General features: G+C 70.5%; 10 protein-coding genes. 2 read left to right on the forward strand and 8 right to left on the reverse strand.

Annotated elements, in window-relative coordinates; all coding sequences use genetic code 11:
• Positions 1–35 precede the first annotated feature (35 nt).
• Positions 36–752: an ATP-binding protein gene (locus OV090_RS31445; protein WP_267708349.1), complete on the forward strand. Its 717-nt coding sequence runs from the start codon at positions 36–38 to the stop codon at positions 750–752.
• A gap of 109 nt (positions 753–861) precedes the next feature.
• Here OV090_RS31445 and OV090_RS31450 read toward each other — a convergent pair whose 3' ends face one another.
• On the reverse strand, positions 862–1539 hold the full coding sequence (locus OV090_RS31450) for a Coq4 family protein (RefSeq protein ID WP_267708350.1): 678 nt from the start codon (positions 1537–1539) through the stop codon (positions 862–864).
• Between the two features lie 134 nt (positions 1540–1673).
• Between OV090_RS31450 and OV090_RS31455 the strand changes: the two genes are divergently transcribed.
• On the forward strand, positions 1674–2348 hold the full coding sequence (locus OV090_RS31455; protein ID WP_267708351.1) for a TetR/AcrR family transcriptional regulator: 675 nt from the start codon (positions 1674–1676) through the stop codon (positions 2346–2348).
• 114 nt (positions 2349–2462) lie between these two features.
• Here OV090_RS31455 and OV090_RS31460 read toward each other — a convergent pair whose 3' ends face one another.
• The 7 genes from OV090_RS31460 to OV090_RS31490 form a co-directional block, all read right to left on the reverse strand.
• Positions 2463–3107, reverse strand: a complete 645-nt coding sequence (locus tag OV090_RS31460) for a class I SAM-dependent methyltransferase (RefSeq protein ID WP_267708352.1) — start codon at positions 3105–3107, stop codon at positions 2463–2465.
• A 298-nt stretch (positions 3108–3405) separates the two neighbouring features.
• Positions 3406–4539 carry a hypothetical protein gene (locus OV090_RS31465; RefSeq protein WP_267708353.1) on the reverse strand — a complete coding sequence of 378 codons (1134 nt, stop codon included), beginning with the start codon at positions 4537–4539 and terminating at the stop codon, positions 3406–3408.
• 356 nt (positions 4540–4895) lie between these two features.
• Positions 4896–6155, reverse strand: coding sequence for a hypothetical protein (locus OV090_RS31470; RefSeq protein ID WP_267708354.1), 1260 nt, complete (start codon positions 6153–6155; stop codon positions 4896–4898).
• 595 nt (positions 6156–6750) lie between these two features.
• Entirely contained in the window at positions 6751–8094 is a 1344-nt protein-coding gene (locus OV090_RS31475) for a hypothetical protein (RefSeq protein WP_267708355.1), read from the reverse strand.
• Positions 8095–9807: 1713 nt separating this feature from the next.
• On the reverse strand, positions 9808–11673 hold the full coding sequence (locus OV090_RS31480) for a PQQ-binding-like beta-propeller repeat protein (protein WP_267708356.1): 1866 nt from the start codon (positions 11671–11673) through the stop codon (positions 9808–9810).
• A 401-nt stretch (positions 11674–12074) separates the two neighbouring features.
• Positions 12075–12275 (reverse strand): hypothetical protein, encoded by a 201-nt coding sequence (locus OV090_RS31485; RefSeq protein WP_267708357.1) that lies wholly within the window; start codon positions 12273–12275, stop codon positions 12075–12077.
• Complete coding sequence (locus OV090_RS31490; RefSeq protein ID WP_267708358.1) at positions 12272–14686, reverse strand: radical SAM protein; 2415 nt, start codon at positions 14684–14686, stop codon at positions 12272–12274. The genes OV090_RS31485 and OV090_RS31490 overlap by 4 nt, the downstream gene beginning before the upstream one ends.
• Positions 14687–14710 lie beyond the last annotated feature (24 nt).

The raw sequence follows: 14710 nt of genomic DNA on the forward strand, positions 1-14710 counted from the left end.
CACCGTCGCGCGATCTTTTGCTACGAACGACGGCGATGCTACGGAAGCGCGCCCGAACGATCCTCGCCTGGAGCGGCGGCAAGGACTCCGCGTGGGCCGGCGTCGCGCTCGCCGGCGACCCTTCGGTCGAGCTCGTCGGCCTGCTCACCACCACGCGCGAGGACGACGCGCGGGTCGTCATGCACCGCACCCCGCGCGCCGCCCTGCTGGCCCAGGCCGACGCCCTCCGCATGCCGCTGTGGGAGGTCGCCCTGCCCGACCCGTGCCCCAACGCGATCTACGAGGCCAAGATGTCCGCAGTGATCGCTCGCGCCCGCGCCGAGCAGGTCGAGGCGATCGCCTTCGGCGACCTGTTCTTGGCCGACATCCGGGCTTACCGCGAGGACATGCTCCGAGGGACAGGTCTGCGCGCCGTCTTCCCGCTGTGGGGCGAGGACACCGCCGCGCTCGCGCAGACCATGATCGCGGGCGGCCTGCGGGCCACCCTCGTCGCAGTCGACCTCGCGCGCCTGTCCGCCGCCTGGCTCGGCCGCAGCTTCGACCGCGAGCTGTTGGCCACCCTGCCGCCCGACGTCGATCCGTGCGGCGAGCGCGGCGAGTTCCACACCCTCGTCACCGACCTGCCCGGCTTCGCCCGCCCGCTCGCGCTCCACCTCGGCGCAGTGTTCGAGCGCGACGGCCACGCCTTCCTCGACGTCCAGCTCGACGCCGACCTACGCGCTGAATCCCCTGTCCTCGGGGACATGCTCTGACTATCACCGACCGCGGCACCGCGCCGCCGGTCTCACGCACCTGTCCGCCGGGACACCCCACCACCGCCACGACCTGTCCCGCAGGATACGTCGCAGTCCCGCTCGGCGCTCACGCCATCGCCTTGGTCGGCGACTTGGCGAGGATCCAGTTGGCCAGCCAGCTCTCGTGCCCGGGCGCGATCGCTGCGACCGTCTCGGGGCGCACGCCGAGCCGTCGGCGCGCCTCTGCCAGCGGGACCGTCAGCAGGTCCTCGAGCCGCGCCTCGAGCATCGGCTCGGCCTCCTTCGCCATGCGCAGCCCGACGCGGACGTTGTGCCACACCCCGGGGACGTGCAGCGGCATCAGCAGCGAGTAGATCACGGCGCTCGACCACAGCATCGCCCGTGACGAGCCGAAGCCCTGGCCGATCATGAACGCGAACACCCCGATCTCGCCGGCCGGCGTGGTCGGGAAGCCGGTCAGCACGTGGACCAGGTCGTGCGTGGTCGTGTAGCGCAGCGCCAGCGGGTTTTCGACCAGGCGCTGCTTCATGTCGTCGCTGATCACCAGCGGCTCGAGCTTGTTGCGGTCGAGCTGGTGGGCGAACGCGCGGCCGACGGTGCCCTCGGGCAGCGCCCGCAGCTCGGCCAGGTCGACCTCGAGGCAGGGCGTGGGCAGCGTGTGCAGGCGGTCGTTGCCGGTGTGCTCCGGCCCGGCCAAAACAGCGAACTTCAGCGCCGCGATGTCGCCGATCGATCGGCCCTCGCGCTGCATACGGCTGAGCTCGCGGATGTCGCTCCACTTCATCTTCGTCTCTCCTGGGGCCCGCGCGGACGTCGGAGCGGGCGCGCTTTTTCGCGCCGACAGCGGCTCCAAACGTCTCTCCGGCGGGCTCCAGACCAGTATTGACTAACTGACCGATTAAGTCAAACTGGTCAGCAATGAATTTCGAGAGCCTCGCCGAGATGCGCGCCGCCCTCGCGGACGCGGTGGGTGACATCGACCCCGAGAGCAGCAAGGGCAAGAAGCGGCTGAAGATCCTCGAGGCCGCGATCGGGTTGTTCGTCGCGCACGGCTACCGCAAGACCAGCATCGACGACATCGCCCGCGCCGCCGGCATCGCCAAGGGCACGGTCTACCTCTACTTCGCGACCAAGCTCGACGTCCTCTACGTCGCCTGCGCCTACGAGAAGCTGCGGCTGTTCGCCGTGCTCGACGGCTTCGAGGCCCCCACCCTCGACGCGCGCGAGCGCCTGCGCCAGTGGGTGCGCGCGTCGATCCTCATGGTCGCCGCCTCGCCGCTGCTCACCCGCGCCTCCGCCGGCGACCCCGACATGTTGGCCGCCCTGATCGAGGCCATGCCCGAGCGCGTCGGCGAGGCCATGACCGAGGCCAACAGCTTCCTCGGTCACCTGCTCGACGCCGCCGTCGCCCCGGCACAGTGGACCGACGACGAGCGCCACGCCCGCGCCATCGTCCTGCAGGCGCTGACGCGCTTCGCCCCGCTGGTCCGCGACGACCCGCTGCGGCAGGGCCTGAGCATCGAGCAATTCGCCGAGACCCTCGCCGACGTGTTCGTCGACGGCATGCGCGTCCCCGATCGCGCGCGCACCTGAAGCGCGCGACGAGCCGGTGCCCGCCGCGACGGCGAGCATCGTGATTGCATCTGTCCTTCGAGACAGCCCTGCTCGTCGCTCGAGCTGTCTCTCGGGACATCGCCCGCGGCGCGCCTACGCGCGCACCGCCGCGACCTCGAGCAGCACCGGCTGGCCGCGGCGGCGGGCCAGCTTGGCGCTGGCTGACGGGTCCGCGTACCAGTCGGTCGCCGACACCAGCGTCCACGCCTCGCCCATCGCCGCCTGCAGCTCCTCGACCTCGTGCAGGTAGCTCGGCAGGTACAGGTCCTCGCCCTCGTGGGCGAAGTGGGCGCGGCCGCCGTCGGCCCGCCAGCGCGGGTGGATCTCGAAGATGTGCAGCCAGCCGCCGGACCGCACCGCTCGCGCCGCCGTGGCCAGCAGCGGCGCCACATCCTCCGCGTGCTCGAGCACGAGGCTCAGCAGCGCCCCGTCGAATTCCGCCAGCTCCAGCGCCTCGGCGGCGTCGCTGCGGACGAAACGAGCCCGCGAGTCGGGCACGTTACGGGCCGCCTGCGCCAGCATCCCCGGCGACACGTCGACGCCGACGTACTCCGCGAACCCGCGCGCCAGCAAGAACGGCGCGTTGCGGCCTGTCCCGCACCCCAGCTCGAGCACGCGCCGCCCCTCCGGGTGCCAGCGCCGCATCGCCACTGCCGTCATCGCCACCAATGGGTTGTCGATGCGGTCGTACGTGGACGCCCACAGATCATAGCCTTGAACGACGTCGGTGGTCTTCATGTGTCCTCCCTCGGGGTTACCCGGTCGCGTCACGCGATTGGGGGCACTTTGCGTCCGCCAGACGTGCTCGCGGTATAGTCAATCCGCGCCACCCTCGCAACTCGCCGCAGCGAACGGTCGCCGGCCCGCCCGTGCGCCGCGTCACGCCGCGCCTCGCGCGAATCGCAGGCCCGCGAGGCATGTCTCTTCGGCCAGCTCACCGGATCCACCGCGACCTGTCCTCGCGGACACCCACGCCGCGCGACCCGCAACCTGTCCTCGCGGACATCCATCCAGCGAGCCGCGCGCAGCGTCGGCCTCACATCGGGATCGGCACCAGGTCGGCCGCGAAGCGGAAGATGAGGTACTGGTGGTCGGGGTTGCCGCCGCCGCCCGGCCACATGAACGGGCTCTGCGGCGGCTTCACGTTGACCGGATCCCAGTTGAACCACATCCACTTCGCCTCCTCCGGCATGTCCATCGGGCACACCAGCGGGAACTCGTTGCCGGCCATCGGCCCGCCGTTGTACGGCGTCGTGTTGGGCTCGCCGAACGCGACCGCGCCGTACTGCGTGCCGACATCGTCGACCCAGCCCACGCTGGTGGTGTTCGGGTCGAGCGCGCCCTGGTTGCACTTGACGATGTGGTCGTTGATGACCTGCAAGGACGGCCCGCCGCTGCCCGGCTGGTAGTCGACCCCGGTCGCGCACACCTCCCAGCCCTCGGTGCCGGTGAACACGTCCTCGCCGAAGTTGCCGCCGCCGTCCTTGCGGCGGAAGCGGGCCAGCACGCCCTGCGTCGTCGACGAGTCGGCCCAGGCGATGATGTAGAGGAAGCTGGCGTTGTCGGCCTCCTCGTACGGCACCACGTACTTCTCCGGCCCTTCGCCGCAGTTGAAGATCTGCCCCGCGGTGGTGTTCTCGATCCCGCCCCAGTACATCGAGATGTTGTCGTCGGTGCCGTACGCGAACCCGTAGGCGTTGTCGGCGGTGATCACGATCTCGATGTCGCTGGCCGGCTCCGGCTCCCCGGTCGTCTCTGTCGTCTCGCCCGTCGTCGTCGTCGTCGTCTCGCCCGTCGTCGTCGTCGTCGTCGACGTCTCGTCCGTCGTGCTCGTCGTCGTCCCCGGCTCGCTGGTGCTGGTCGTCGTCGTGTCCGAGGTCGTCGTGTCGACGCCCTGCGTCGTCGTCGACGTCGCGTCGGTGGTCGTCAAACCGGTGCCCTCGGTGCCGACCGTGCTGGTCCCGCCGGTCGGATCGTCGGTCGACTGCGTGGTCGTCGTCGGGTTCACGTTGCCGGTCGTCGGCTCGGTCGCGGTGCCCGTCGTCGTCGACGTCTCGGTCGCCGACCCGCTGCTCGGGTCGCCGGAGTCCGGACACCCGGACGCCAGCAGCGACAACACGGCGATCGAGAGCGACGATTGAACTACTTTCAAGGAGCAGATTCTCAACATGCCGCCACGATACCCGAAAGGGCGCACGTCGGCGCCCGATCCTCGTCGCTCGCGCCCGCGTCACGCGGTCACGATCGCGCCGGCCGGCGCGAACACCTCCGATTCGCCCCGATTCGGGCGTCCCCCTGGTCCGTGGTCCGCCTGGCGGCGGACGCCTCGCGGGGACATCCACGGGTCTGCCGACGCGAAGACGACGACCGGTCGCCAGGCCGCGAAAGCGCGAAGGACCGATTCGCAGTAGTGCGAATCGATCCTCGCGCGTCGCTTCTCCGTCACCGCCGCGGGTCACGCCGCGCGGCCGCAGCTCTCGCTACGGTCGCAGCGCGCGCGACCGCGGCCGCGCGCGCCGTCGCGGGTCAAATCCCGCCGCCGGCCGCTTGCATGAGCTGCTCCACCTCGGCGTAGCGGACCACGCCGGCCACGGTGGTGTCCTTCTTCGTCATCGGCCGCCACACGAAGTCGGGGTGGCGGCGCTTCGACTTGCCGACCCACTCGCCGCCGATGACGCGGCCGACGCCGTCGAGCTCGATGATGTAGTCGTAGACCTCGGTGAACGTGAAGGTCGCCAGGTTGTCGACCAACTGCTGATTGAAGCCCGGGCCCGCCTCGTTGATCCAGTACACCTCGGTGCGGACGCGCCGCAGCTCGACCGCGTTCGGGTTGAAGCGGTACTTCGAGCCGCCGCTGCTGATCATGTCGTTCGCGGTCGCGCCCGAGACCTGCTCGTTGCGCGTCACCTTGTAGCCGACCACCGGGTGGTTCCAGACCTCGCGGTCGTAGGTGCGGTCGAACACGAACGACTCGCCGCGGAGCCCGAGCATGTTGGTCAGCGCCACGTGGAAGCTGCCGGCGTTGGTGTCCTGGCACGCCTGGCTCTTGATGCTGCCCGTCGTGTTGCAGCGCAGCGACATGAAGCGGACCGACAGGCCCTCGGTGTACGCCAGGCTGATGAGCGCCTTGAGGTCGGAGATCTCGAAGCGCACCCCGTTGTAGGTGATGCCTTCCTTCGGCTCGCGCTCCATGATGGCCGCCGGCGCCCACGCGTGGCAGATGCCCATCCACGTCTCGATGCAGCGGCCGCGCGACTCGCCGCGCCGGCGGCCGCACACGCGGCCCCCCACGTTCGAGCAGTCGGAGTCGTACCTGCACGACTTCGTGCCGCCGATGCTGCCGATGCCGAAGCGGCTGGAGATGACCGCCCCGACCCCCTTGCGGCCGAACGCGGCCCCGTACTTCTCGGCCGGCGAGCGGATCTTCGAGCCCGCCCAGCGGTAGTTGATGGAGTCGTTGTAGGTCGGCCAGTAGTAGCCGGGCCATGGCACGCGCGTCGCCCAGCCCGACGCCGGCAGATCGTCGAGCTCGAAGTTGAAGTCCTTGCCGAGGAGGCGGGGATCGTCCGCCTGGGTCCACCCCTCGCGGTAGAGCAACGCCTCTTCCTGCTCCTCGGTGAGCGCCGGCCCGCCTTCCTCGTCGGCGACGAGTTCGTCGGCCTCTTCGACCGGCTCGTCACAGGCGGACAGCCCCGAGCAGAGCATGCCCAGCGCCAGCGCGGCGCGGAAGGTGAGACGGCCCGCGAGACGGCTCGCGGAGGATGAGGATGGAATCGTGAATGACATGAGACACCTCGAAAATGGTCTGACCGATTCGCACGTTCTCCGTCGTCGTCAGCGGCAGGATCGCCGCTGGGTCCTCGGGAGCGACATCGAGGCGGAGCGGTCGTCACGCAGCGTCGAACGACAGCCTCGCATGATTCTCCTCTCGTCTCGTGGCGAGAGCCCGCCGGAGCGGTCCCCTGCGTGAGCGCGATTCACTGGATCGACGCATCGATCCGGACAATGACGGCAGTGCGACGGCGTCTGCGTCGGCTCGCCGAGACGACAGGCGAGGACGGCGGACATGGTTCGCACGGAGGAGGCCGGCGGGAGTTCCATCCAGTCGAGGTCAGCGTGACGGTCGCCGGTGAGGTTCGACGAATCGCGGGGTCAAGGTCCCCGCGGGGGTCGTCGCCGAGTCGTGAGAGCGCGCTCGATCTGCCGCTCGAGCGCTGCGCCGGGGCGCGTGGACTCGGGTGAATGGGTCCGAGGTCCAGCGGCGAGGCGAGGTCCTCGCCGCTCGCAGCGGAGCGCTCGAGGGACCTCGAGCGCTCCGCTTCAGGCGGGGCCGGCGGGCGCGATCGTCAGGCGATCGTCCTGCCGGTCCGCCGTGGTCGGCTCACTTGCCGACGTGCTTGCCGACGCCCTTGCCGACGCCCTGCGTCACGAGCATCGCGCACTCCGAGCCGACCACGTACACCAGATCCTGGTCGAACTGGCCCGGGGTGACCGGCGTGGGCTCCTTGCCGAAGCCCTGGTTGTAGCCCGGCTTGCCCCAGCGCTTGCCATACCCCGGCTTGCCGATGGTCTGGTCCTTGCCGAAGCCCTGGCCGTAGTCCTTGCCGATGTGCTGGTCGACGTCCTTGCCGAAGCCCTGGTCGACGTCCTTGCCGAAGCCCTGGTCGACGTCCTTGCCGAAGCCCTGGTCGACGTCCTTGCCGAAGCCCTGGTCGACGTCCTTGCCGTAGCCCTGCTGGCCGTAGCCCTGCTGGTTACCCCAGCGCTTGGTGAAGCCCGGCTTGCCGATCGTCTGGTCGAGCTCTTGCAGGATCTCCTGCTCGAGATCCTGGTCGATGTTCTTGCCGACGTGCTTGCCGATCGTCTGGTCGAGCTCCTGCTCGATGTCCTGCAGGAGGTCCTGCTCGAGGTCCTGGCCGATGTTCTGGTCGAGATCCTGCACGAGCTCCTGCACGAGCTCCTGCTCGACCGTCTTGCCGATGTTCTGCTCGAGGCCCTGCTCGAGCTGCTGCATGATGTCCTGCTCCAGGTCCTGCTCGAGCTTGCCGACGTTCTTGCCGATGTTCTTGCCGATGTCCTTGCCGATGTCCTGCTCGAGGTCCTGCACCAGCTCCTGCTCGAGGTCCTCCTCGACCATCTTGCCGACGTCCTTGCCGATGTTCTGGTCGAGGTCCTGATCGAGCTCCTGCAGCAGCTCCTCCTCGACCTTGCCGACGTCCTTGCCGAAGCCCTGGCCCATGTCGCCCTTGCCGAAGCCCTGGCCCATGTCGCCCTTGCCGAAGCCTTGGCCCATGTCGCCCTTGCCGATGGTCTGGTCGAGGTCCTGGTCCACGTGTACCTTGGGAGGGAAGGGATGAGAAGGCCCGAAGCCCTGATCGACGTCCTTGCCGATGTTCTGATCGACATCCTGGCCGATGCCCTGGTTGCCGCCCCAGCGGTCACAGATCGCCACGCCGGCGTCGGAGCACGCGCTGCGGCAGCGGCCGGCGTCGCCGGAGTCCGCCGCCACGTCGCACGCGGCGAGGCACTCGTCGGCGTCGAGGATCGTGCACGAGCGGTTCTGCGTCAGCTGCTCCACCTCGGCCAGGCAGGTCTCGAGCTCGAGCAGTTCGTTCTGACCGTAGCCCTGCTGGCTACCTCCCCACCGAGCCTCGTCCGAGGCCGTCGCCGTGACAGGCATCGAGAACGCGAGCGCGGGGAACAATACAAGAATGGTACGCAACATGGGAGGGTTTCCTTTCTCTGTCTCGAAAGCAGCCGGCGGGTCAATCCCGCCTGAGCTCTTCCGGACGAACTATTGGTTGGTAGTCCCGGGTAGGCAAAGCTACGGTGTGGTGAAGCGCAAAGGATGACGGCGCCCTATTCTGCGACACCCCCCTCTACGAGGCCTTCCAGCCGCGAATTTCAGGGAATTGCCGGGGCCCCGCGAGCCCGGCGGGGCGCGCGGAGAACCGCTCGAACAGGCATTATTTCCGCCGCTGCGGCCGCCTCGCCCACTGCTATCAATGTCGTCCGCTTGCCGCGGCCGTCCGCCGCGCCGGAGTCGTCCGCGCCTGCGCGATATCGAATGCCGCGAGGCGATCGCTCACGCGAATATGACAGTACATCACCGCCGCGTTCCATCTGACAGCGCACCGAACATTCTCACGACCGGGCAGCGGTATGGCGAATGGCTCACAAAAAGACGTCGCAGCGGCCCGCCCGCGGCCATCCCGACGCTCGCCGCTTCCAACCGCCGTGCGCCGCCCGTGTCCGCCAGCGTCCGCTGGTCGTCCGCGCTCCGCCGGCCCGTGCGACCGCCCGGACGCATCCCATCGGCAGCCACGCACGCCGCTCGCCGCCCGTGCCCGTCGTGCGCCCGGGCGGGCTCACGCCGTCCCGTCGTCTCGTCACGCCTCATGCCGCTCGCCGCCGTATTCGTCGTACGCCCGCGCGCGTCAGATTCTCATCGTCCGTCTTGTCGTGCCCTTCTGATGCCGCTCGCCGCCCGCATCCGTCGTGCGTCCGCGCGGCAGCCTCCCGTTGTCCGTCTTGTCAGTCGCCTCATGCCGCGCGCTCCTCGTGTCCGTCGTACGCCCGCGCGGCAGCCTCACGCTGGCCGTCCTGTCAGTCACCTCATGCGACGCGCCGCCCGTGCCCGTCGTACGCCCGCGCGGCGAGCTCTCAGGTTCCGCCTGATCGTCACGCCTCGCTGCGGCCCGCCTCGCGCGACCGTCGTCCGCCGTAAGCCTGTGGCTGCCCGTCCAGGGTCGTGCGCCCGTGAACCCCAGCCCATGCTCGCGTCACGCCGGCCGCCTCGTTGCCGCTCCCACCGGCCAGCCGCCAGGGAGGAGCGATGCGCGGCCCCCGACTTCGACGGCGCAGCCCGCCCGACCGCGCACCCGCGAGCGAACGCCCGCAAGCGCGACGGCGCCGGTCGTCCGACGTCGTCACGCCGAGCCGACGCGCTCGCAATCTCCGCGGCCACCGCCGCAACCTCGCCGCGCGCGACCGATGAGCCGCGTACCTCATCGGCATCCGCCAGCCCGCCTCCGCCCGGGTCCCGGCGCGAAGCACCGCAGACACTCATCGCAGCGAAGACAGCGCGAAGAACATGTCCGACCAGACATATCCGTATGCACATGTCCGTTCGCACATTCCTCCGCCCTGAGCCGACAGAGCACCCACGCCGATGACATCATGAACACACGATTTCCCTCACCGACGAAGCGGGCAATCGCCGAGGTCATGCGAGCCGGCCCTGTCGCGTATGCCGCAATGAACGCGCAAGACGATAGCCGCTGGTTCCACGTGCCATCGACCCATCCACCGCCGATCGCCCGACCTCGCGCGAGACCCGGGCCGATCGTTCGGCCCGCGCCGGCCCGCGTGCTCTCGACCCCGATCCGCGCAGACGCGAGCACCGCTCACGAACGCGCCGGACCGACGAGCCCCTGCGCTAGCGCCCGCGACGCGAGCGTCGCGCTCGCACGAGCCACGGCAACGCCAGCAGCAGCCCTCCCGCGCCGCCCGGGTTCGCGCTGCGGCAGCCGCAGCCCTCCGCGCCCGGATCGTCCTGCGCGCCCGTCTCGCCGGCGGAGGACCCTCCGTCGCCGCCCTCGTCCGCGCCCGTCTCCGCGCCCGTCGCCGTCTCGTTCGGCGCAGTCGTCGGCGCCTCGCCGGAGCTCGTGCTCGGCTCGCCGGTGCTCGTGCCCGGCTCTCCGGTCGCGTCGGTGTCGGTCCCCGGATCGGGCTCGCCCGTGGTGCTGCCCTCCCCGTCGGTCTCCCCCGGCTCCGTCGCCTCCTCGACCTCGATCGCGTACAGCCAGCCGTACACGTCCTCGTCGGGCTGCCCGCCGATCGCGGTGCTGACGTATGCCCGCGTGCCGTCGACGGTGAATCGCGCCCGCGCGCTCGGCATTTGATAAGTCCCGTTCTCGATCGGGAACAGCACCTTCCACATCGGCGCCCCCGTCGCCGAATCGTAGGCGTCCAGCTCGCCGTCCGGCGCGATGTCCATCCCGTCGATCAGGATCGTGCTCCCGTCGGGGCTCAGCGACGGCCCCAGCTTCGATCCCGTCTCCATGAAGATCTCCCAGCGCAGCGAGCCCTCCGCGTCGAGCGACGTCAAGTACGACCCGTCGTGCATCACGTATAGATTGCCGTCGGCGTCGAACTCGGGCATCGACACCACATTGCCCGGCTCCGGGAAATACGACCACACCCGCTCGCCGCCGCCGGGCTCGTACGCGTGCAGCCCCCAGCCCTCGGGGATCCCCCAGCTCGACAGATACACGCGACCGTCGGGCGCCACCGCGGCTTGCCCGCGGGGGGAGAACGAGCCCGACATCGATTTCACATAGGTAGCGAATCGTTGCTGACCGTCGAGGCTGAAGCCGTACAAAAACGGCGGCGTCGGCATCCCATTATAGATATCGCCGAGCGTCGCCGCGAAGTACGCCTGGTCGATCGGCCCGTTCGCGCGCGACGGCCCGAACAGCAGCTCGTGCGAGCGCTCGTAATACGCGCCGCTCAGCGGCGGCTCGCCGACGTTGCTCCACACCAATTCTCCTGACGGCTTGAGCCGCTGCAGCCCGCCGCCCGGCGCAGTCACTGCCCAGTACACATCGCCCTCCGGCCCGATCGCCGGCCCTGACACGGTGTTGGCCCACGGCTCGTTGAGGATCCACTTCAACGTCCCGTCCGGCGCCAGCGCGTGCAGCTGCAGGTCCGGCCCGAGCGGCTCGATCCCCACGTAGCTCGACCCGTCGGCGCCGACCGCCACCGGCCCCTCGCTGCCGCTGCCGAACTCATGACCGGCCCGCCGCGGCCCGTCGTGGATCCACTTCAACAATCCGTCGTGGCCGAGCGCGTACACGAACCCCAGCGCGTCGACCGCGATCACCGTCCCGTCGGGACCGATGCCGCTGCGGTGCTGGATGCCCATCCCGTCGACCTGGAACCGCCACGCCACCCGCCCGTCGGCCGGCGGCAGCGGCTCGATCGTCAGCGGCACCGCCGCGCTCGCGCCCTCGCTGGTGACCACCCGCAGCGTCGTGTCTCCGAGCGGCACGTCTCGCGTGACGTACGCGCTGATGGCCCCATCCTCCCAGCGCGCGGTCGCCACCGGCACGCCGCCGATCTCCACGCTCGCGCCCTCGACCAGTCCGGGCGCCTTGCCGAAGTCGGTGCCGAAGATCCGCACGCGCCCGTTGTGGGTCACGGTGGCCGACGAGAGCGATTGAATGGCCGGCGGCGCGGCCAGCACGGACGGCGCTATCGCAAGCACCGCGCACAGACTCGAGAATTGCAACACGAGACGCATCGAAAGAACCTCGGGAAATCGCGCGACCCTCAGGCTCGCGCTCGACCCCTCAGTCCCCGTCGCCTCGCCGCTGTTACAACCAATTCGCTGCACCCGACCCGCGCACCGGCCGCCGCGCGCAGCCTCACGGACGCCGTGCAGGCGCCGGACCTACAACCTGCCGGCACACACCCGCACCGGACTTCGCGCTATCGCCATACCCGCCGGCATTTACGAGCCCCACCGACTGCTGCGATTCAAACACTCGTGCATCGACACGGACGGTAACGACAAGACAGCTTTCCGCGAACACTCCGGCGCCCACGAGTACGACACATTCCCTTGCTCGATCGCCGACGCGGTGTCCGCCGTCGAGCGCGGAACGAACGCCTCGACCCCGCCCCCTCGACCTGACCTTTCGGTCAGCCCTCCGCCTCGCCCGGCCGATCGTGCTCCCAGCGCACGATCGGCCGCCCGTGCAGCGGCAGGCGCGTCCCGCTGTTCCCGCACTGCGGGCAGCGCAGCACCTCGGGCATCGGCATCGGCGCGCACGCGCTGGCGCGGCCCACGGTCACCTGCACTTCGGGACAGCCGCAGCGCGGACACCCCGGCGCCTCGCTCACGGCGACCCCGCGCGCTTGCGCAGGCGCTCGCGCAGCTCGGCCGGCACCGACTCGTGGCGCCGCGGGTCGGACAGCGGGCGCACCAGGTCTTCCGGCGCGATCAGCCACGGCGGCTCGGGCACCTCGTCGAGCTCGTAGAACCCGCCGCAGAAGCACGCGTGCGGGCACGACGCGCACACCGGCTTGCGGACCCGGCGCTCGGCCAGGTACTGCGCCAGGTTGACCGTCTCGTTGTTGACGAACGCCATGTGGCGCTCGAGCTTGCCGAGGTCGCCCTGCATCAGCGCCTCGTGGCCCGGCATGAAGCAGAACGGCAGGTTGATGATCTGCAGCTTCATCCGCGCCTGCCAGGCATCGATCACCGCGCTCAGGGCCGCCGCCGCGCGGGCGGTGTCGGGGGCCAGCATCGCGGTCGCCCGCCCGAACGGCGTCAGGAATTGATAGTTCACCCAGCGCAGCCCGAGCGACCACGCCAGCGCAGTGATGTCCGCCAGCTGCTCCTCGTTGTGCTTCGTGATCGTCACGTTGAGGCCGAGCTCGACCCCGCGCGGGGCCAGGCGGACCGCGTTGCGCACCCCCGCCAGCGTCTGCTCGAAGGCCTCCGCGACCCCGACGTTCTGCGCGTGCGTGCGGGCGTCGGCCCCGTGCACGCTGAACAGCAGCGACGACAAGCCCGAGTTGACCAGGCGGGCCGCGAACGCCTCGTACGCGCACAGCCGGCCGTTCGTCGTCACGTTGATAGCCCGGTAGCCGAGCGCACGCGCGTGGCGAATCAAGCCCAGCAAGTCGGGGTGCAGCGTCGGCTCGCCGCCGTCGATGTCGAGCAGCTCCACTCCTTGCTTGCGGTAGTGGACCAGCTGCTCGCGCAGGCGCTCGCCGTCGCCGTGCAGCTGCGTGCGCGTGCCGACCGCGCAGAAGCTGCAGTGGTTGTTGCACGCGTAGGTCGCGTTCATCACCAGCTTGCGCGGCCCCTGCGACGCGCGCACCCGCTGCTCGAACGTCCAGCGGAACTTCTCCAGCAGCTCGGCCGGCACCGTCGCCCCGGTCGGCGCCCGCTGGAACCGCGGCCCCCAGTCGCCGTCCTCGGGCGGCGGCGCCAGCGGCAGCGACCGGGCCAGGCGCGTGCCCGGCAGCGGCGTCGCGAACTGCACCGCCGGCCACGCCTTGAACCTGTCCCACAGATCCAGCGCGAAGCTCAGCGTCTGGTTGACCTCCGCCGCCGACTCGCCCGGCTGGCCGATGATGTAGTGGATCATCAGCGGCACGCCGGCCGCCGCCGCCGACTCCGCCGCGCGCACGATCGCCGCCAGGTCGAGCCGCTTGCCGACCACCTCGTCGACCACCCGCTGCACCCCGCTCTCGGCGCTGACGCTGAGCGTCGTGATCCGCCCGCGCATCGCCTGCAGGTGGCGCGGCTCGAGGTAGTCGGCGCGCAGCCCGTTGGGCAGCTCGAAGCGCAGGTCCAGCGCCTGGATGTCCCTTAGGACATGATCGAAGTGGGCCGGGTGGACGTTGATCAGCTCGTCGAGCACGAACACCCGCTCGGCCCCGTGCTCGCGCGCCAGCGCCGTCAACAGGCCCGTCAGGGACGTCCGCGAGTGTCGCCGCTGCGTCTTCGGCCGGCCCGCCGCCACGTCCGGGTTCGAGCTGCAGTGCGCGCACTGGAACGGGCACCCGCGGCTCGTCACCGCCGGCAGCGTGCGGCCGTCGATCGGGAACGCCCACCCGCCGCGGCCGAGCCCGCGGACCACCGACGCGCGGAACTCGTGGTACGCCTCGAGGTCGACTTTGGACCATGCCGGAACGGGCAGGTCCTCGAGGACAGGTTGCTCCCCGCGGTGGAGTCCGCGCGGCGCCGAGCCCCCGGCCAAGTACGCCTGCAGCAGCGCCGGCACCGTCACCTCGGCCTCGAACTGCACGTACGCGTCCGCCTCCGGGTAGCTGGCGAGCAGCTGCGGCGCCGCCACGTAGTGCTGCCCCGACTGGTAGCAGTCGGCCAGCACGATCGGCACCGCCGCGCCGTGGCGCGCCCGCAGCCCGGCGAGGAGGTCGCCGAGGAGGTCGTCGCGCGCCGGCGGCCGGTGAAACGGCGTGACCGCCACCACGATCGCCGCCGTCGACGGCGGGCACGCGGCCAGAGTCGCCGCGACCGTCGCCCCCAGGTGCGCCCGCCCGTCGCTGCGCCAGTGCATGCCCGACGCCGCGTGACGCTCCTCGCCCGGCTCGTCGCCTCGCGGCGCCTCGTGCCTCGCCGGCAGCGCGTACGCGTCGACCAGGTCGCACTCGATCCCTCGCGCCTCGAGCACCGCTGCCAGCTGCACCGCCCCGAGGTCGACGAAGTACGGGTAATCGATGAAGTCCCGCGCCACCGACACGGGCGGATGGACGACGAGGACGCGGCCGGGGCGCACGGCCGGCGACATTAGCACGCTTGC

Origin of the sequence: Nannocystis sp. RBIL2 (assembly GCF_026626745.1) — a bacterium.
GTDB lineage: Bacteria > Myxococcota_A > Polyangia > Nannocystales > Nannocystaceae > Nannocystis.

Coding starts and splice junctions, on each gene's coding strand:
- OV090_RS31465 (WP_267708353.1), bottom strand. CDS start 4,539: ATGTTGAGAATCTGCTCCTTGAAAGTAGTTCAATCGTCGCTCTCGATC.
- OV090_RS31480 (WP_267708356.1), bottom strand. CDS start 11,673: ATGCGTCTCGTGTTGCAATTCTCGAGTCTGTGCGCGGTGCTTGCGATA.
- OV090_RS31460 (WP_267708352.1), bottom strand. CDS start 3,107: ATGAAGACCACCGACGTCGTTCAAGGCTATGATCTGTGGGCGTCCACG.
- OV090_RS31475 (WP_267708355.1), bottom strand. CDS start 8,094: ATGTTGCGTACCATTCTTGTATTGTTCCCCGCGCTCGCGTTCTCGATG.
- OV090_RS31450 (WP_267708350.1), bottom strand. CDS start 1,539: ATGAAGTGGAGCGACATCCGCGAGCTCAGCCGTATGCAGCGCGAGGGC.
- OV090_RS31455 (WP_267708351.1), top strand. CDS start 1,674: ATGAATTTCGAGAGCCTCGCCGAGATGCGCGCCGCCCTCGCGGACGCG.
- OV090_RS31470 (WP_267708354.1), bottom strand. CDS start 6,155: ATGTCATTCACGATTCCATCCTCATCCTCCGCGAGCCGTCTCGCGGGC.
- OV090_RS31445 (WP_267708349.1), top strand. CDS start 36: ATGCTACGGAAGCGCGCCCGAACGATCCTCGCCTGGAGCGGCGGCAAG.